At 41.7% G+C, this 20401-nt stretch carries 14 protein-coding genes; 6 read left to right on the forward strand and 8 right to left on the reverse strand.

Annotated elements, in window-relative coordinates; genetic code table 11:
• Positions 1–30 precede the first annotated feature (30 nt).
• The 5 genes from B5Y40_RS22595 (at position 31) to B5Y40_RS22615 (ending at position 10128) form a co-directional block, all read left to right on the forward strand.
• The gene (locus tag B5Y40_RS22595; RefSeq protein WP_079689100.1) at positions 31–6207 is read left to right on the forward strand and encodes an alpha-2-macroglobulin family protein; all 6177 of its coding nucleotides are present in this window, start codon (positions 31–33) and stop codon (positions 6205–6207) included.
• A gap of 515 nt (positions 6208–6722) precedes the next feature.
• On the forward strand, positions 6723–7067 hold the full coding sequence (locus B5Y40_RS22600) for a hypothetical protein (RefSeq protein ID WP_079689101.1): 345 nt from the start codon (positions 6723–6725) through the stop codon (positions 7065–7067).
• Between the two features lie 26 nt (positions 7068–7093).
• Positions 7094–7768: a hypothetical protein gene (locus B5Y40_RS22605; protein WP_079689102.1), complete on the forward strand. Its 675-nt coding sequence runs from the start codon at positions 7094–7096 to the stop codon at positions 7766–7768.
• Between the two features lie 366 nt (positions 7769–8134).
• Positions 8135–8983, forward strand: coding sequence for a lipopolysaccharide kinase InaA family protein (locus tag B5Y40_RS22610; RefSeq protein ID WP_079689103.1), 849 nt, complete (start codon positions 8135–8137; stop codon positions 8981–8983).
• Positions 8984–9075: 92 nt separating this feature from the next.
• Positions 9076–10128, forward strand: a complete 1053-nt coding sequence (locus B5Y40_RS22615; protein WP_079689104.1) for a glycosyltransferase family 9 protein — start codon at positions 9076–9078, stop codon at positions 10126–10128.
• A gap of 362 nt (positions 10129–10490) precedes the next feature.
• On the opposite strand, the gene B5Y40_RS22620 is transcribed toward B5Y40_RS22615, so the two are convergent.
• Positions 10491–11831: an APC family permease gene (locus B5Y40_RS22620; RefSeq protein WP_079689105.1), complete on the reverse strand. Its 1341-nt coding sequence runs from the start codon at positions 11829–11831 to the stop codon at positions 10491–10493.
• A gap of 475 nt (positions 11832–12306) precedes the next feature.
• Between B5Y40_RS22620 and B5Y40_RS22625 the strand changes: the two genes are divergently transcribed.
• On the forward strand, positions 12307–13077 hold the full coding sequence (locus tag B5Y40_RS22625) for an alpha/beta fold hydrolase (RefSeq protein ID WP_079689106.1): 771 nt from the start codon (positions 12307–12309) through the stop codon (positions 13075–13077).
• Between the two features lie 85 nt (positions 13078–13162).
• Here the strand turns inward: B5Y40_RS22625 and B5Y40_RS22630 are convergent, their stop codons facing one another.
• The 7 genes from B5Y40_RS22630 to B5Y40_RS22660 form a co-directional block, all read right to left on the reverse strand.
• A complete protein-coding gene (locus B5Y40_RS22630; protein WP_079689107.1) occupies positions 13163–13960 on the reverse strand; it encodes a helix-turn-helix domain-containing protein in 798 nt (265 codons plus the stop codon).
• A 108-nt stretch (positions 13961–14068) separates the two neighbouring features.
• Entirely contained in the window at positions 14069–14953 is an 885-nt protein-coding gene (locus B5Y40_RS22635) for an oxidoreductase (protein WP_079689108.1), read from the reverse strand.
• A gap of 159 nt (positions 14954–15112) precedes the next feature.
• The gene (locus tag B5Y40_RS22640) at positions 15113–15853 is read right to left on the reverse strand and encodes an SDR family oxidoreductase (protein WP_079689109.1); all 741 of its coding nucleotides are present in this window, start codon (positions 15851–15853) and stop codon (positions 15113–15115) included.
• A gap of 76 nt (positions 15854–15929) precedes the next feature.
• Positions 15930–16784: an oxidoreductase gene (locus B5Y40_RS22645; RefSeq protein WP_079689110.1), complete on the reverse strand. Its 855-nt coding sequence runs from the start codon at positions 16782–16784 to the stop codon at positions 15930–15932.
• Between the two features lie 72 nt (positions 16785–16856).
• The gene (locus B5Y40_RS22650; RefSeq protein ID WP_079689111.1) at positions 16857–17444 is read right to left on the reverse strand and encodes a TetR/AcrR family transcriptional regulator; all 588 of its coding nucleotides are present in this window, start codon (positions 17442–17444) and stop codon (positions 16857–16859) included.
• A gap of 137 nt (positions 17445–17581) precedes the next feature.
• Complete coding sequence (locus B5Y40_RS22655; protein WP_079689112.1) at positions 17582–18877, reverse strand: glycoside hydrolase family 57 protein; 1296 nt, start codon at positions 18875–18877, stop codon at positions 17582–17584.
• Positions 18783–20171, reverse strand: coding sequence for a glycosyltransferase family 4 protein (locus B5Y40_RS22660; RefSeq protein ID WP_221408976.1), 1389 nt, complete (start codon positions 20169–20171; stop codon positions 18783–18785). Before B5Y40_RS22660 ends, B5Y40_RS22655 begins: the two co-directional genes overlap by 95 nt.
• Between the last annotated feature and the right edge of the window lie 230 nt (positions 20172–20401).

A 20401-nucleotide genomic window follows, 5' to 3' on the forward strand; every position in this document is an offset into this window, starting at 1 on the left:
TTCTATTCCTGATCATTTACCTTTGACGATATGAAATCTTCATTTTTAGCACTCGGATTTTTTGCATTCATTCTATCCGCCTGCGCCCAAAATAAACCCTATACCATGAATTCATTTGACTTTGAGAAAGCCTGGAACGAAGTAACTGATTTTGAGAATAAAGGACTGCCCGAATCGGCTTTAAAAATTGTTAACGAAATCGCCCAACAAGCACAAGCACAAAACAACGTTGGCCAGCAAGTAAAAGCCATGATCCACCAGCTAAAACTGGCGGATGTAAAAGAAGAAAATGCGTTTGTTAAAAACATGATCCGGCTAAAGGGTGAAGCCGATCATGCGTCCTATCCGATGAAGCCACTTCTGCATTCCATGTTGGGCGAGTTATACTGGCAGTATTACCAAAGCAATCGATACGAGTTTATCAATCGTAGTGCAACTATCAATGTAGAGGAAAATGACATTGAGACCTGGAACCTCCCGAAAATTATACAGGAGACGTTTACACAGTATAAATTAAGTCTTGAGGAAGCCGATAAAAGTAAAAAGGAAGTCGTTGACATCTACGAGCCTGTCATCTACAAAGGAAATGATCTTGGAAGAAAATACCGTCCCACACTTTACGATTTCCTGGCACACCGTGCGGTGGATTTCTTTATGTCCGAGGAGCCTCACATCACAAAACCTGTATATGCTTTCACGCTTGATAAGAAAGAGTATATATCGGAAGCAGCAGCTTTTGTACAGGTAAAGGTTACTTCACCGGATACATTGTCGATGAAGTTCTATGCTCTTACTATTTTACAGGACTTGATTCAATTTCATTTACAGGATGCAGACCCTGGTGCTCTGGTAGATGTAGACTTGAAGCGATTGAAATTTGTTCGTATGCATTTGACACAGCCGGATAAGGATGACCTTTATATGCAGGCGTTGGAACGACTTGAACAAAAAGTAAAAAACAATCCGTTGGCTGGCATTGTTCTAATAGAGAAGGCGCGTGTGCTGGTAGAACATGGGGCACTATATAAACCATTGCTTGGCGATAACCACAAATGGGATTTAAAAAAAGCGTATGCATTGTGCGAAGAAGAAAAGAAACGGTTTCCGGATTCTGATGGCGCTATACGTTGTGAAAATCTGCAGGAAGATATCCTGAGTAAGTCCATTAATGCAACGATCGAAGAGCACAATGTTCCCGGCCAGCCATTCAGAAGTCTGGTACACTATAAGAATTTTACCGATCTGTATTACCGCATCATTAAAGTAACGCGTGACGAAGTACAATCGCTACGCAAAAAGCTGGAAAAGGATTATAGCAATCACGAAGAAAATTTCATTGAGCATTTTACAGCGAAGCCTCCTTTTAAAACTGGTAAGTATACATTGCCAGATGATGGCGATTACCAACAGCACAGCATTGAAGTAAAACTTGACGCACTTCCTGAAGGAGAATATATGGTGCTTTATAGTCATCATTCTAACTTCTCTACGAAAGACAACGGACTGGCGTATGCCTTCACCGTTGTTTCCAACATCGGTTACGTGCATCGTGCTTTACCGGACGGAAGTGCTGAAATTTATACTTTGCACCGCCAGTCAGGCGAACCACTTGCAGCGGTAACAACAACGTTATTCTCACAACGCTATAATTATAAAAAGAATACGTATGAAAGAATCAAAGTTGGAAGCTTTGTTACCGATGCCAACGGCTATCTCAAGGTAGGGTATTTGAAATCGGAGGACCAAAGAAGTTTTTCGGTGGACTTTCGTACTGGCAACGACTTTAATAGTACTGATCCTATTGACCGCGGTCAAAACTATTACTACTACTCAGGCGCCATCGACCAATATAAATCCGGTAAAGAGCCCGCAGAGACACAAACGTTCTTCTTCCTCGATCGTGCTATATATCGCCCCGGGCAAACTATATACTTTAAAGGACTCGTGATCAGCAGCGATGGAAAGAATCCGCTAATCATGAAAGGATATACTACAACGGTACGGTTCCTGGACGTAAACGGCCAGGAACAGGGTACGAAGATGGTAACGACCAATGAGTATGGAACTTTTAACGGAGTTTTTACAGCTCCTTCCGGAGGATTAACCGGTAACATGCAAATCCGCAATGACGATGGTAGCGGTGATGTATACTTTTCTGTTGAGGAATATAAACGACCAAAGTTTGAAGTAGCCTTTAACCCGGTCACGGCATCCTTTCGCTTGAACGATGTTATTCAGGCAGAAGGCTATGCACGCGCTTATTCAGGTGCGAACATCGATGGGGCGCTTGTGAAGTATCGTGTTGTACGTGCCGCTAATTTTCCAATGTGGTGGTGGGCGCGTTGGGGAAACTTCCCTACTTCTCCAGAAGTAGAAATTGTCAATGGAAATTCAACATCCGATTCGAATGGTAAATTTACCATCAGCTTTACGGCCGTTCCTGATTTATCAATAGAACGTTCGTCCGATCCTACCTTTACTTATAAAGTATATGCTGACGTAACGGATATCAACGGAGAAACACATAGCTCTTCTACAGCTATAGCCGTGGGTTATAAATCCTTACGTATAAATGCTACGATTGATAATGTAAACAAGGACGACCGTGAATTGAAAAAAGAATTCAACATTCAAACGTCCAACCTTGCAGGTGAATTCCAGGCAGCAAAAGGACAGTTGAAAATATACCTATTAAAGGCACCTGCCAAAACATTCCGCCCTCGCCTATGGGAACAGCCCGATCGGCAGCTACTCTCCCGTGAAGAGTACTATACTTTATTCCCCAAGGATCAGTATGAAGACGAAGTCAACAAGTACAAGTGGGCCAAAGATAAAGAGGTATATACCATGACGTTTGATACCGGGAAGAACAAGACCTTTACAATCCCTAACCTTTCACAATGGAAAGAAGGCGAATATATACTGGAAATAACATCTGCCGATAAAGACGGTGAGGCGGTGCGCGAGGTAAGTTACTTTACCGTCTATGCTCCCACGTCCAAATCAATTTCCACTCCGGCTGTCATGTATTACCAACCGGTAAAGATGAAAGTCGAGCCTGGCGAAAAAGCTTCCTTCACAACCGGTACATCCGAAGATAAAATAAATGTACTCTACGAAGTAGAACAGGAAGGTGTATTGCTTTCAAAAGAATGGATTACACTAAAGAACGAACAGCGTCTTTTCGAAATTCCCATCAAAGAGGAATATCGTGGTAACATTGCGATACATTATACTTTCATAAAAGACAACCGGCTATATATAGAGCAATTTGATGTTACCGTGCCCTATACGAACAAACAACTGGATATATCTTTTGCGAGCTTCCGCGATAAACTGCAACCGGGTGAACAAGAGCAATGGAAAATCATTGTCAAAGGTAAAGCAGCAGACAAGGTAGCAGCCGAGATGGTAGCGACTCTATACGATGCTTCCCTCGATGAATTCAGAGCGAACAGCTGGTACGCTCAATTCTATCATAACAAAAATGCAAGTCTAGGTTGGACCAGTGCATCCGGTTTTGATCATGTAGATCTCACTCCCTATACACGCGAATGGAACCATGGCCATACAAGATCTGCGCAAGATGCTTCCTTCGATCATTTGAATTGGTTTGACTATAGCTTCTATCAATTCAGATCGCGATTCTATCTCTATGAAGAAGCAATGCCAATGGCTGCTGGCGCACCGAGAAAGGAAGCAAAAAAATCTTCCATAGCTTCTATGGATGAAGTAGAAGGTGAACTTGCAGCTGATACTACAGCATCTGATGGATATGGATATAATGGATATAACAACAAAGCTTCAAAGCCTGATGTAAATACAAAACCGATAGAAAAAGTTGATTTATCTGACGTAAAAGTCAGGACCAACTTTAATGAAACCGCTTTCTTCTTTCCTCAGCTAATGACGAATGAACATGGCGAGATCATTATCAAGTTTACTATACCTGAAGCGTTAACGCGCTGGAAGATGCTTGGCTTTGCGCACACAAAAGATCTGAAATCAGGCTTTGTCCAGAATCAACTGGTAACACAAAAAGACATTATGGTGGTGCCGAATCAACCGCGATTCTTCCGTGAAAATGATATCATGAAATTCTCAGCCAAGATCAGTAGTCTTGTCGATAAAGAATTAACCGGTATAGCACAGTTAGAATTTTTTGATGCACTTACCATGAAGCCTATCGATGACCTGATCAGGAATCAAGTCAAATCAAAAAACTTTGCATTGAAGTCGCGGCAAAGTACCAGCCTCGAATGGAGCATCGAAATACCGGAGGGGCTACAGGCCATTACATATCGCATCGTTGCTAAAGCCGGTGACTTCTCGGACGGCGAGGAGATGGTATTGCCGGTGGTAACAAACCGGATGCTGGTAACGGAGACATTGCCTTTACCAATACGCGGCAAGCAAACGAAAGAATTCAAATTTGAAAAACTGCTAAACAACAAATCGACTACGCTGCGTCATCAACGCTATACATTGGAGTTTACTTCTAACCCGGCATGGTATGCTATACAAGCACTCCCCTACCTGATGGAATATCCATATGATTGTGTTGAACAGACTTTCAGTAAGTATTATGCCAATAGCATTGCAGCACATGTAGCGAATTCCAATCCGCGTATTAAGCAGGTCTTTGATACTTGGAAGAACATACAGCCTGATGCACTGCTGTCCAATCTTGAAAAGAACCAGGAATTGAAATCAGCGTTGCTGGAAGAAACTCCCTGGGTGCTTCAGGCGAAAGATGAGAGTCAGCGAAAGCGTATGGTGGGTGCATTGTTTGATCTGAACCGGATGGCCAATGAACAGGAACGTGCGCTTGAGAAGATCACCAAAGCACAAAGTGGTGACGGTGGCTTTAGCTGGTTTCCAGGGTTTCCATCTGATATATATATGACCCAGCATATCATTGCAGGCATGGGCCATCTGGATGTGATGGGTGTGAAGTCCATACGAACTGAAGGCAAAACCTGGAGTATGATCACGCGTGCCATTGAATATATAGACGCCAATATGAAACGTGATTATGATCGCCTGAAAGAGCAAGCCAAACGAAAAGAAATCAACCTGGATGACAATCAGATCGGCTATCTTCAATATCATTATTTATATACCCGCAGTTATTTTAAGGATCGTGCAATTCCTGCAAACAGCAAAGAAGCATTTGACTATTTCCTCGGGCAAGCTAAAAAATATTGGTTGAAGAACACGCTATACCTGCAAGGCATGACGTGTCTGGCACTTAAACGTTTTGGTGATAACACGACACCAGCCGCCATGATCAAATCATTTTCCGAGCGTGCTTTGCATTCGGAAGAAATGGGTATGTATTGGAAAAATGATCATGGTTATTACTGGTATCAAGCTCCTATAGAAACGCAGGCGCTGATGATTGAAGTATATGACGAAGTTGCTGCCGATACAAAATCTGTAGAGGATATGAAGGCCTGGTTGTTAAAACAAAAGCAAACACAGGATTGGAAAACTACCAAGGCTACCACAGAAGCTTGCTATGCATTACTTCGAAGAGGCACCAATGCGTTGGCCAGCAGTAAACTTGTAGATATATATGTAGGGGATGAAATAATAGACCCTGCAAAGCGAGCCGATACTAAAACAGAAGTGGGCACCGGCTATTTCAAAACTGCATGGCAGGCAAATGAGATCACGGCCGACATGGGCAAGATCAAGATTTCAAAGTCTGATGAAGGAGTAGCATGGGGTGCTGCCTATTGGCAATACTTTGAGCAGCTTGACAAGATCACACCCGCCGATACACCCTTGAAGCTGAAGAAGGATCTATACCTGCAACAGAATACTGATCGCGGTCCGGTGATAACGCCTGTGACTGATAAAACAGAATTGCATGTAGGCGATCTCGTGAAAGTAAAGATCGAATTGCGTGTTGACAGAACGATGGAATATATACATCTCAAGGATATGCGCGCATCAGGTTTTGAACCGGTGTCCACCATCTCTACACATAAATACCAGGACGGATTGTATTATTATGAGAGCCCACGCGACCTGGCTACCAATTTCTTTATCGGTTACTTGCCAAAGGGAACCTATATATTTGAATATGCACTGCGTGTTTCGCAGAAAGGAAATTTTTCAAACGGAGTAACAACTATTCAGTGTATGTATGCGCCTGAGTTCACGAGTCACTCACAAGGTATACGTGTACAGGTAAAGTAGTTAGCAGTTACGATTTGCAACCAATACGTTTTTCTCCTGCCGCTTAATCTCGGCGTGTGCTATGAAAAGTTATAGCACACGTTGAGGTAGGCGATGTAATCACAAACCGTTATCCGAAATTTTACTTCGTCTTTTTTACAGGCATTTTCCAACTACATTCGCCACGTGTCAGTATATTTACGGATATACGGATCAGTATTTACAGAATATATTTTTACTGAACATCTGCCATCTTAAACACAGATGATGTAAGAAGAATACCTCTGCACAACTTTTTCAGCCACAGATCGACCTTCATCAAGTGCCCATACGAGCTGCATTCGCCCTGTCCTAGTAGTTTTATACTATGTTTCATAGTAGTTTTTTACCAGTAAAAAACCTTGTAGTGTTTAACGATAAGTTAAAGAAACTATCTAGCAATCGCGCTATATACTTGCACGAAAGTATGACAACAACCTGCAAATGCATTTCATCTACCCTTCATATAATTTTTTTCACTTAACCTTTAACTATTTATGAGTTACACCCTAAGTCCAGATGTAGGCAAGCCTATTTCAAAAGACACCGCCGACAAATGGATTAAAAACCATCATGACAAGCATCCAGAAAAGAATTCGATTCGCGCACGCTTTTTTGGAAGCAACATCATCAACGAACTTCTCTCCCAGGAAGGATGCGTTGGTATGCGTATATACTATGCCACGAATGATGAAGGCGAGAAACAACTTCTGTTGGTAGGTGCACGCGAAGACGGAAGTAACATCTGGCCTTCAGGTAGTGGAGACGAAAAAACAATGAGCACAAGCGGGCTTATCGTTGATGCTTCAAATCCTTGCCCTCCGTTCTGTCCAACAAATTAAACTTGTACAAAAAAAGACTTTCTCTAATGAATTTTGAAACGTTTGTGGTTATCCGAAATATATCCGTACTATCTGTACTGGTTCCGCTGATCTTGCTTGTGTTCGCCCTCCGCAAAAGAGAACAGCCCGTTCCCGTAAAACTCTTAGGTATACTTCTTTCTGTATCAGCACTTTCAGATGTACTTAGCCTGGTGCTATACATGCAATTTAAAATCAACCCCAATCCTGTTAACAGCGTTTATGTATGGCTCCAGTTTATCTTAATGAGCCTGATCTATAAGGCTGCCTATACTCGTATCTGGTATAAGCGGATTATAGACATCGGCATTATAACCTTTACCATTTTTGCAATTGTAAACATGTTCTTTATACAAGGTGTTAACGGTTTCAATTCAAATACATTTACTGTTTCGAGTATAGCGTTTATGTTCTACTCGCTGCTTCACAGCTATCAACTGGTAAAAGACTTACCGGAACTACACATCGAACGGATGTTTATGTTCTGGTTCAGCGCAGCTGTATTTATTTACTTTGGAACAAACCTATTCCTCTTCGCTACCATCGACCGGCTGATCGTTAAAGCCGACAATCAATTCCTGCTCTCGTGGGGATTTCATAACGGAACCAATGCTTTCAAGAATCTATTATTCGCTATTGCCCTCTACGTGACTACGCTCAGTCGTAAAAGTATACTGAATTGATTCTCTTGATGACCCGATAGTATATTTCGTATATCAAGTACCGTATTGCATCGACATCCCCGATCTGGGGAACCCATCTATATACTTCTTTTTCTAAAATATAGTGCCAACCCTTTTGGTACCGTTGATAATATTTAAAATCCGTTGACGTAAATTATATACCCATTTTAGACTAAAAAATGCCTTCCGCATACTATATCATAAAATAACTCATTTCTAGTTTGGCTTTACTAACGAGTATATTTTTCAAAAAAAATATTGTGTCTTTGAATTTTATTGACGTTTGGCATGTTGCCGCTTAAGATTTAGTGTAGAACTAACAAATCACCCCACATATGCAATCGATAACGACAAAAGGATCAGGCAATGAAATCTTACAAGATCAGCAGCGAATTTTCAGATTCAAAAGAATTTGTAGTAAACCTACCAGAGCGCTTTGACCATCTTGGTGGTCTGGTAATCAAGGACAACCGTAATGTTGTCAAAAAGGTGGATACACACCACGGTACATTTGTAGTGAAGAGTTTTGCGGGCATGTATTTTTTTAACCGGCTCGCCTATTCTTTGTTCAGGAAATCAAAAGCATCCCGATCCTATATATACTCGGAGATGCTGAATGAAAAAGGTATAGCCACCCCTGCTCCTGTGGCATGGGTCAACTCCTACACCTGTGGCCTGCTTACGCAGAGTTACTTCGTAAGTGTTTATGAGCCCCACCAAACACTGGAAGAAATTTTGAAACATGGCAGCATGCAGGATGAATCAAAGAAAGAAGAGCTGTATCATAACCTCGCGGAGTTCACCTCCCGGCTTCACTCCCTGGGTATTTATCACGAAGATTTTTCCATGGGCAACATCCTGGTAATACCAACTTCGAATGGCTATCAATTTTCTTTGGTTGATCTGAACAGAATCAAGTTTCAAAATATAGGTTATCGAAAGGGAGTTCGAAATTTTGTTAAACTCGGAATCCCTCAGGAGGACATGAACTTGCTGCTCAGCAAGTACGCTATACTATCCCAACAATCACCTGAGCGATCTATAAATCTGTTTTGGAAAGACAAGAAGCGCTCGTCCTTGCTGCGCAAATTCAGAAAAAGAATCCGTTCCTATACGGTTGCTCCACTGGAAAGACTGTTGGCAGGAAAAGCGTTTTTAATTTTCTTCGACCAGCTTCAGACATTTATAGATGTATATAGCATATCAATGACTTGAATAATTATTACCTGTTAATCCATACCATTATTTGCCTGGACAGATTTCCATGGTACAATCCATTTTAGTATACTAGTAAATAATTTCCACGGATGAGCTTTTTAACGACTATAAATGGAGTACGGAAAAGTGTAATGCGAAGAATGACCAGAAACATTGGCACTTCACACTTTGAGCATACTATAGATTTAACAAGTACAATAGAGATTAAGAGAATTCTGATTTCCAGACCCAATCATCGGCTGGGCAATCTGTTGTTGATTACTCCGCTTTTACAGGAAGTGTCTGAAACGCTTCCCGAATGTAAAATTGATTTATTCGTGAAAGGAAGTGTAGCGCCAATCCTTTTTAAAAATTATCCGAATGTGGATCGCATTATTCAACTTCCTAAAAAACCACTTAAAGATCTGATGAAGTACGTGGGTGGATGGATGAGGATTAAGCGAAACCGTTATGATATAGTTATCAATGTTGTTAACAATTCTTCGTCTGGAAGACTCTCCACAAAATTCGCTAATTCTAAATACAAATTCTTCGGGGAGATCAACGAGGAAATCCAAATGAGATATACCGACCATGAACACATCGCGAAATATCCGGTTTATAGCTTTCGGAATTTTTTAAATAAACTGGGTTTTCCAAAGAACGAAAAACAGGTTTCACCATTAAATCTGAAACTCAGTCCGGATGAATTAGCAGAAGGCAAAAAAAGCTTACAGGACATTGTAAAGAACGACAAGAAAACGATCGCGTTATTCACCTATGCAACCGGTGCAAAACGTTATTCAGAATCGTGGTGGGAAGAATTTTATGAGCGTGTAAAAAAGGAGTTCCCGGATTATAATGTAATTGAGGTACTTCCTGTTGAAAATGTTTCGCAGATCGCATTTAAAGCGCCATCGTTTTATAGTAAAGATGTCCGGCAGATAGGATCACTCATTGCCAACACCGATGTATTCATTGGTGCGGATAGTGGCATGATGCATTTAGCCAGTGCTTCGCTGGCAGCAACGGTAGCACTATTCAAGGTTACCAGCACAAATACATATAGACCTTATGGAAACAAAAGCACCGCTATAGATACCACCACCGGAAACCTGGACGATTGGATGAAAGTAATCCGCGGCATTCTTACAAAGGAATGATTATATCGCAAGTATATCTGCTACCACATCGAGTTCAGTAACCTTCGTTTCATAGGCAAAAGGCAAAGATTCATTTTCCACAGGGAACTAAATATTTATCATCACGGGTTGTCTCAAAGATCAACCGTTTAATGTATATGGAATTATTCCCAGTCACGCCACGCTTGCCAGAAGGCTTCAGCTATATATCATCTCCGGAAGCTCACGCATGGAATGGGAACATGGTATAGCCCCAGTTCAGGAGGTGAGATACTCAATAACCTTGCGGACATTAAAGCAACATGGCTGACTAGCTTTTTTGCATGGCCGCAAACCCCGAGAGTGTAAAGGTTGTGATCAGAAAAACAGGAAATATATAGCTTTTACACAGATGTCTCAAAAGGCCATTGCTTTTCAACCTTAGCCTTGATAAGGTATACCACTACACCGGCCGCAATCACCGTTAAGCCGCCTGCTACCATTTTATACCCGGTAGAAATCAAAATACAGCCCCACATCGTGATTGCCAGATATACCGGCCATGGAAAGAACGGCATTTTATACGGAAAGTTCTTTCCATTGTCACTACGTAACATCAGCAACCCGACCGCTTGTCCTATAAATTGCACCAGTATACGCATTGCCAGTATAGCACTGATTACATCGCTTAGTTTAAAAAGCATACTGAACACCAACGCTATCGCTCCTAAGAAAAGTAACGATACGTGTGGAAAGTTTCCTGTAGGATGTGTTCGTGCAAAAGCTTTGAAGAATGCACCGTCAACGGCTGCGGCATACGGTATGCGACTATACCCGAGTGTGGCAGAGAATACGGAAGCAAAAGCAACGAGCAGTATCAGATACGTTACTACTTTGGCTGCTATGGGTCCGGAAAGATGAAGCATAAAAAGGCTGATCACAAACTCGCTGTCCTTCGCCTGCTGCCAGGGAATTACACTTACGATACTGATATTCATGAGCAGGTATAGGATAAATATTCCCGCTATAGAAAGGAACATGCTCCTCGGAATATTCCGGGATGGGTTAATGATCTCTCCACCGAGGTGGCAAACGTTGTAGTATCCAAGATAGCTATATATACTCTTAACGGAGGCAAAACCAATGGCTGCTGCAAAAGCATAGTTCAAAGTAAGGCCATCATTGATTTGCTTTACAGGTTCAATAATATTTCCATGCACTATACCGCCCCCAATGATCCAAAGCATAGTCCCCATCACGGCCACCCAAAGGAGCACGCTAATCTTGCCAATGTCTTCGATTTTACGATAGAGTAAAAAAATTATAGTCACCACTACACCCGCACTGATGAGCTTTGCCTGCAACGGTGTCAATGGTGTTAAATATGAAAAGTAAGATGAAAAGCCGATCGCTGCCGATGCTATAACCAGTGGCGCCTGGATCATCGTTTGCCAAACAAAAAGAAAGCTCATCAATTTGCCAAGGCCGCTTTTCTTATAGGTCTCTTTCAAGAAGTTATAGGAACCACCCGCCATAGGATACGCTGCACCCAACTCACTCCAGATCATGGCATCAATAAAAGATAACGCAGCGCCTGCAACCCAAGCATATAGGAAGTATGGGCCATTCATGATACCGATTACCATCGGCAGCGTTATAAACGGGCCGATCCCTACCATGTCGGTCATGTTAATGGCGGTCGCCTGTAATAATCCTAATCGTCTATCCTGCCGGGCCTCAGCCATTGTGAATCGTAATTGTCAAAATCATATAAGCAGGATTAATCCTTCAAGGTAATTTAAATTCTCTCAACAAAATCAAATGAAAATAATTCCAGGTTTAAAAAAATTAATCAGAGATTTTTAACGATGAAACAATTTAGAGCCTTTTACATAATTTCTTTTATTATAACTATACTAAGCCTATAGACTTATTGTATTCGTTAGAAATATTCTTATCTTTATGCGTCACTCAGGCATTCTGGAAGATAATTCTTTTGGAGTGAAGTCTATGTATAGGTAAACATGAATGGGATGAACTAACAACGATGTTAAATCAGATCGGACGTATAACGTGTGCTCGTGAACCCACCAAAAAACGTTAGCATCCTTAGCCCGTTCGAAAAAACACCAAAACGATTTCGTATAGTTTATAGGTATATCTTAAAGTATATCTGTATTGTCAATTACAAAATTAAGATTGAACATAACGCAAATAACCATGAGCTTTTCCATTGAATTACCGTACAAACCGCTCTTCCACATTGGAGAAGGAGAACCTATTATTTTATTGCACGGACTATTTGGTAATCTGAGTAATTGGGAACACGTAGCGAATGAATTTACTACGACACATCACGTGCTGGTTCCAAGACTTCCATTGTTTTCCAATCCACTGACAAAGGAACGATTGGACAACCTCGTAGATTATCTGGATGCATTCATTGAAGCCCATAACCTTGGCAAAGTCATTCTCATGGGAAATTCGCTGGGTGGCCATGTAGCGTTACTATATGCGTGGCGACAACCAAACAAGGTTAAGAAGCTGGTGTTAACCGGCAGCTCCGGACTTTTCGAAAATTCATTTGGCGGCACATTCCCGCGTGTAAAGGATTACTCCTATATACAGGAAAAAGTCGAGAGTACTTTTTATAAAAGAGAAGTCGCTACGAAGGAGCTTATTGATGAAGTTTTTGAAACTGTACAAAGCCGTTCGAAAACATTAAGCATCATCGGACTCGCACGCGCAGCTCAACGTCATAACATGACGAATCTCTTGCAACAAGTGACAGCGCCTACATTGCTGATCTGGGGGCTGCAAGATACCATAACACCACCGGAGGTAGCATTGGAGTTTCACGATCTGCTGCCACATTCCGAATTAATATTTTTGGATCATTGCGGACATGTAGCCATGATGGAGCAACCCAAACTTTTCAATCAGCATGTGCGCAAATTTTTAGAAACAAATTCTGTACACGGCGTTCACTAGCAAGATGTAAAAGCAAATACTATATATAAAAAGAGGTTCACCTTTCAGCGAACCTCTTTTATATAGTTTCACTATCCCAAGCGCCCTATATTTTGGAAGGCGCATGCCCAAAGGCATTTTTAAATGCGTATGAAAAATGTGAAAGATCTTCGAAGCCTAAATCCAGGTATATATCCGTAGGCTTCATTCCTTTTTCCTTGATTTGGTAATACGCTTCCTGCAATCTTTTCTGAAGCAGCCACCGGCTGGGAGATGTATGAAATATCTTTTCAAAATCTCTTTTAAAGGTAGCAAGGCTCCTCCCACTGAGGTACGCATAACGGTTAAGGCCTACATTGAAGTGATAATTATTCAGCATAAATTCTTCAAGGTCTATTTTACCTGGTTCCGTAAAATCGAAAAGTATATCTTTCAATTCGGGCTTGGCCCTCAATAAGATTAACACTGCTTCTTTTACTTTCAATGAAAATAAAGGTTCATTGTCTCCGTGCTGCAATGTTAAATACGGCATGAGCGAATCTATATATGTTTTAAACAAAGGATCCGGATCAAGGCTGATGATGGGTCCGCCTTCATACTTATGGTCAGACGAATAACCATTTTCCCTGCTTAATTGTCGCAATGCCTCCTGATCAATCCGAATAGACAAAGCTTTGAACTCCCCTCCTTCCGGAGGTTGTTTCACAAACTTAACAAGCGTGTTTCGTTTACAGAATCTAAAATCGCCTTCGTTAAAGGTATAACTTTCAGTACCGATATTCATTGCCAGTGACCCTGAATTCTGGTAACTGAAAATATGCTCAGGTATAAATTGTTCTCCCTCCCGACTGACATCGAAGTAACAGGAATAAACAATCTTCGGCAAAGGATTTTTGTCGGGCATTCAATCTCACTTTACAGTGTCTAAATATACAGATGAATCAAAAATTATAAAGGCTGTCGTTCACAAATTTAAGTACCGTTTTGGTATATAATTTCGTAATGAATGAGATTACTTTTTTTCGGGTATAAATAACTTTCCTTGTTCTGTGTTAAGGAAATTAGTGGCCTTTGAATGATCCGTTGAGATCGTTACAGGCAACCATTTTTCAAATTCATTTTGTCTGCGATCATCAGCTTGCCTCAAAATTTCTGCTGCTTCACTACCCAATACCAAATGTATAGGAGGCTCGGGATGTAGTACCAATTCGATCATTACGTGAGCCGCCTTGTCAGGATCACCCATGGGTATAAATTCTCCACTCTCAAGAAACTTTACGCGTGCGCCTACAGTCGATTCATACCCTTCTACCGAAGGAGCAAAACTCATAGATGCACCCGCCCAGTCCGTACGAAAACCTCCTGGCTCAACAGACGTTACTTTTATACCAAGTGGAGCAACTTCACGTGCCAGTGCTTCCGTAAAACCACCGAGTCCGAATTTTGCTGTCTGATATATAGTTAGCCCTGCGGTCCCAACACGGCCGCCAACAGAGCTGATCTGAAGAATGTGGCCACTCCGTTGCCTGCGCATATAGGGCAACACAACACGTGTTACTTCTATCGGTGCATATAGATTTGTTTCCAATTGACTTCGTACCTGCTCATCTGTAAAAGCTTCCGCTGCACCCATTATACCAAACCCGGCATTGTTTACCAATACATCTATACTGCCGAAATGTTGGACTGCCTTTACTACGGCCGACTGAATTTGAGTCTTGTCCGTTACTTCTAACGCTATAGGCAGGATTTGATCCGGAAACTTTTTCAACAAATCGTCAAGTGCTTCCGGCTTCCGTGCAGTAGCCGCTACGTTGTCTCCACTATTCAGAACTGCTTCTGTAAGGCTCCTTCCCAACCCGCGGGAACTGCCTGTGATAAACCAAACTTTTTTCATGATTCCTTTTTTTATTAATCATGCAAATATCCATTGGTTTCACTGGGGTGACTTTGTTGAAAAGCTCAAAGACGCTTTGTTGAAAAGCTCATCATTTTTATGCAGACTCTATTGAAGGTTATTATAGGGTTCTTTTTTTGAGGTGTATACTATATGCGTTTACGACTCATTTAAAACTTTATACGCTTGGGTCGGTGACGACAGAAACACCTGGTATAACTGTGCTGTCATCCCAACGTGGATTTCAAACTCACCAGTTTGCAAGGCAGTATATAGTGCATCGGCCACCTGGCTTGCAGGTATACCTCTTTGCTCTCCGCCAATTTCTTTTGCCATGTCTGTATTTACCAAAGGAGGCATCAATTCAAAAACCTGTACAGACGTATTTTCCAATGAGTGTCTCAATATCTGAGTATAAGCATGCAGCGCTGCTTTACTGGCAGAGTAAGTAGGTATAGATGCCGCAGGAGCGAACACTACGATAGAAGTAACATTTACAATGGCAGCTTCTTTTTGCTTCTTTAAAACCGGCAAAAGATTTTCTGTCAGCCGTACTACAGATAAGTAGTTGATGGAGATTTCTTCCTGTGCAATGTCAAAGGTATTTGCACTTTGATGCAGGCGATGTACATGGGCCACACCAGCGTTGTTTATCAAAACACTCAGGTCACCAAAATCATTCTCAATTTTTGACACCAGGCGGAGTACATCAGCTTCTACTGTAACGTCACACGCTATAGCAGTAACATTTTTAAACTGGCTTGCTGCTTTGGAAAGTTTTGCTTCATTCCGTCCCGTGATAATAACACGGTTTCCTTTTTCGCTTAAAAGTTTTGTGATTTCTAAACCAATCCCAGAACCACCGCCTGTAACCAGTATCGTTTTGTTTTCAATATTCATTGTATAAATTGTTTATGTGTGTTAATTATGTGTTCCCGTATGCAAGCATATACTATATGCTTGTGAATAGATTTTATCAAGCTGTTGCGATTTGACGATCTGTGCTGGCCGCTATATTTTCCCATGTATTCAACTCAGCCTCCATCGCAGTAATTTTTTCACGGAAGGAAGCAAATGAATCTTTGCCAACCGGTAAATGAAGCGGTGGCTTCTCACTATTCGCGAGTTCAATTACAACCTGTGCAAGCTTGGCCGGATCACCCGGTAGAGTACCATGAAGCTGACCGGCTGCTACTCTCATTTGTCCCACCGTGGAAGCGTAGGCGTCCAGTACATTCTCTGTGACGGTATAGGAATCGGTCGATAGAAACTCTGTATTAAAAAGCCCTGGCGCAAGAGCCGTGACATGAATTCCAAAGGGATTAACTTCTAACGCAAGCCCTTCAGATATACCTTCCACAGCAAACTTGGTCGAACCATATATACCCAGGCCAGGCACTGAAGCTTTATAGCCGAACAAAGATGAAATGTTAATGATATGGCCTGACTTCCTGCTGCGCATGTGTGGTAAAACAGCACGCGTTACGTGCAGCAAACCAAAGACGTTGGTATCATATTGTTTTTTAATTTCATTATCAGATGCTTCTTCGAAAGAACCGAGCAGGCCATAGCCCGCATTGTTAACCAACACATCGATCTGACCGAAATGTGAGATTGCTTTCTGCACACCTTCTTGTACTTGCTGTGTATTTGTTACATCCAGCACAACTACCAGCAAATCTTTATGGCGTTTCAATGTGATTGCAAGTTGCTCCGGATTTTTCCGCACCGTTGCAATTACTTTATCACCAGCGTCAAGCGCGGCCTTCACTATATCCAGGCCCATGCCTCTAGAGGCTCCTGTGATAAACCATACTTTTTGGATCTTCATTTGATTCTAAATTTAATTGTGGAGTTAGTAACGATAAAAATGACCGATCGGTCATTTTTATCTCAAAAAAAATCATTTTTCTTTTTCTTCAATTTCTTTTTTCAATGCACGGATCAGGACTTTGATAGCTTTATTGCTTCCGGCTACACGCGACATCATAATGCCTCCTTCTATCATGGCAAATAATTTTGTTGCGAATTCACGCGCATCCCAGCCAGACTTGAATTCACCGTCAGCTATACCTTTTTTAATGATACTGGCTATACTTTGCTCTGATCCTTCAATGATTGCATTTACTTTCTTGCGTATCTTCTGATCAGTATCGTCAGCTTCCATCCCAAAATTCAATAGCGGGCAGCCACCGGTAAAGGGCGGATCCAACGGGTCACTGAAAAGATCGATATAGGCAAACAACTTTCCTTTTGCCGTTGCCTGCTTGCTTAAGGTAGCATTCACACTTTCTACAAGCTTGTTCAGGTGATAATCAACAACAGCATGAGAAAGGTCTTCTTTATTCTCAAAGTGTACATATAGGCTTCCCTTCGCCAACTTCGTAGCTTCCAATATATCGCTCATAGACGTACCGGCAACACCTTTTGTATTGAAAAGTGGCGCAGATTTGCTAATGATTAATTCCCGGGTTCGCTCCGCTTTTGTCATCTCCGTGACTTTGATGGCTCAAATATAAATGACCGATTGGTCATTTTACAAGAATCACTAAAAATATTTTTTAGGGACAGAGAATAAATACAATTCCCTGGAAAATTCACGAAAAACAAATCTGCCTCGTGGCTATATCAGGATGATCCTATCAAGGAAGGGTTATTAATTCCCATGGTGACAAGAGATTCCATCTGCTGTGTTTTAAATTTCAGCGCTTGTTTCTCGATCTCCTTCTTAACCCGCCATTCCAGGTCGGAAACAACATTCATGTAATTCATAAATGCTTCATAAGGAGAACTATAGGGACTGAAGTATTGATGCACGTTGCCATCATCACTTTTTTTAGTAGACATGTAATAGAAGTGATCGCTTGTTTGTAAATGGCGGTAATCATCTATGAGGTCAGCATTATTCGTGTCGATGATATCGTGATGAAGCTTATTCAGAGAATCAAACGCATCGCGTTGTAAGTCGTTTCCCAGCCACGCAGAAAGATCGCGCGCCTGATCGGCCCATGAAATAATTTTACTGGTAGAAAGTGTATCTCCGGCTGAATCGCGCTTTACAACTTCGGATGGATTTATGAATCCAAATTGACGCAGGTTCGCGAGTATAGAAATAACCTGTTCAAGAAATTTAAATATACCTCCGGATGCTTTCTGATGCTCTCCGAATGTTTCGTAATCCATACCCAAGCCGATATAGTTTTGTTCGGCCGGAATTTGCTGTAACCAATTTACAAATTTACCAGGCGTCAATGGCCACTGGTTCCAGTTAGCATCTGAATACCGAAAAGCGATATCATCACTCAATGCATAATTTCTGGGGAAAAGCATTAAGTCGCTATCGGGATGAGTATATACTTTATTAGGCGACCGTCCTTTCAATATGCCCTCAATTCCATCGAGGTATATTCCTTTAAATCCCAGGTCATACATCATACTGCCAATGGCATCGGAGTATATTAACTCCGTATTCCTGAAAACAGAAGGTGATATACCTATCAGCTCTTCTATTTTTTGTTTGTGTTGTCCAACCTGTGCTATAAATTCATTTTTATCAGTAAGGAAAGATAACGAGTGGTAATATGTTTCACCCAGAAATTCAACCTTGCCGGTAGCAGCAAGGTTCCGGAAGCTGTCGAGTACTGCCGGTGCATACTCCTGGAACTGTTCCAACGCTATGCCGGATATCGAAAACGTAATTCTGACAGAAGGATATTTACGGATCAGCTTCAACAGCAATTCATTTGCCGGTATATAGGAATCGCGCGCGATCCGTTGAAGTATATTTTCATTTAATGAATCATCAAAATAAGATATACCAGATCCTATATCAAAAAACTGGAATCTTCGCAGGCGCCTTGGTTGGTGTACCTGAAAATACAGGTTCAGATATTGCTTCGATTTGTTTGATGCTTTGTAGTTCATGATATAGATCATTAATTTTTTTTGCTGCCTGACTCCAGGTCAGCGTTTCAATTTGTTTTTTACCACTGGCCTGAAGCGACCTTGAAAGCGCCTTATGTTTCAGCACTCCTATAATAGCGTTTGCCAAAGCATCTGTATCCCAGAAGTCGGCTTTTATAGCATGGTCCATCACCTCTGCTATACCCGACTGGTTCGATACAATTACCGGTACACCGGCCTGAATTGCCTCAAGTGGTGTAATGCCGAAAGGCTCCGATACCGAGGGCATCACATATACATTGCTCACCGACCACACCTGGTGAATTTGTTTTTCTTTCAAGAATCCGGTGAAATGAAAATGTGAAGAAATCCGAAGTTGTGCGACACGTTCCATCATGGCTGGCAGAAGATCACCAGACCCGGCCATAATAAAATGAGCATCCGGAAAATGGAGCAACACTTTGCGCGCGGCTTCAATAAAATACTGTGGACCTTTTTGATAAGTGATTCGTCCCAGGAAGGTCACGATATGTTCACTAATCTTCGGAAGAACTGAAAAATCTGTTTCCTCTTGGGGAACAATTCCATTATGAACAACCTTTACTTTTGCTCCATTAATTTTATACTTGGACACCACTATATCTTTTGTCCACTGGCTTACAGCAATAACCAGATCGGCCTCCTGCATTCCTTGATATTCAATATCAAACACGCGCTTATCTATATTCTTTTCTCCTGCTCTGTCAAATTCTGTTGCGTGCACGTGAACGATAAGCGGTTTATTGCTGCTCCTCTTTGCTTCTATACCTGCCGGATATGTAAGCCAGTCATGCGCGTGGATAACATCAAATGTATACTGCTTTGTTAACTCTGCTGCTACCTCGCTATACCGTTGCACTTCGTCCAGCAGAGCCGGACCGTAGGTGCCGGTGAATTCGTAACGCTTCCCTCCTTTCGTTACAACTTCTTTTATAGTAGTAGCCGGAAATTCATAGTTCCATTTTTCAACGGTGCTTGATTGCTGCCACTGTTCAACATCGGTATAGGGCGCCAACGTAGACGCTACTGTTATTTTTATAGATTGTCCTTCACCTTTCACAGGAGGGATCACAGAGTCCACTTCCTCTTTTGTTGCACCCACTAAAACGTCTGAAGCATTGATCAACTCGATACGCTCATCACCATGGGCGCGTGGCACAACAAAAAGAATTTTGGCATTCTCTTCCATCAATGATTGCGTAAGGCCAAGGCAGGCCGTTCCGAGTCCTCCGGAAATATGCGGTGGAAATTCCCATCCAAACATCAGAACTGTCATGCGTGGTTACGGTTAAAAAAATAAGTTTCCAAAATTCGCTCTATAGAAATGACAGAAGTAAACAGGTAACATGTCATCACCTGTTTTCCGAGTACACGAAGTATACATGGTCTACACTACAGATACTTCACACACTATAACTAAATCGTACTAGTTCTTCTTTGTATGTTTAGACATCAACGATTCGATCCCGTCACTTTCTTACGCATTAAAAATTTGTAAGAACCTTA

Source organism: Ohtaekwangia koreensis (assembly GCF_900167975.1).
GTDB classification, from domain to species: domain Bacteria; phylum Bacteroidota; class Bacteroidia; order Cytophagales; family Cyclobacteriaceae; genus Ohtaekwangia; species Ohtaekwangia koreensis.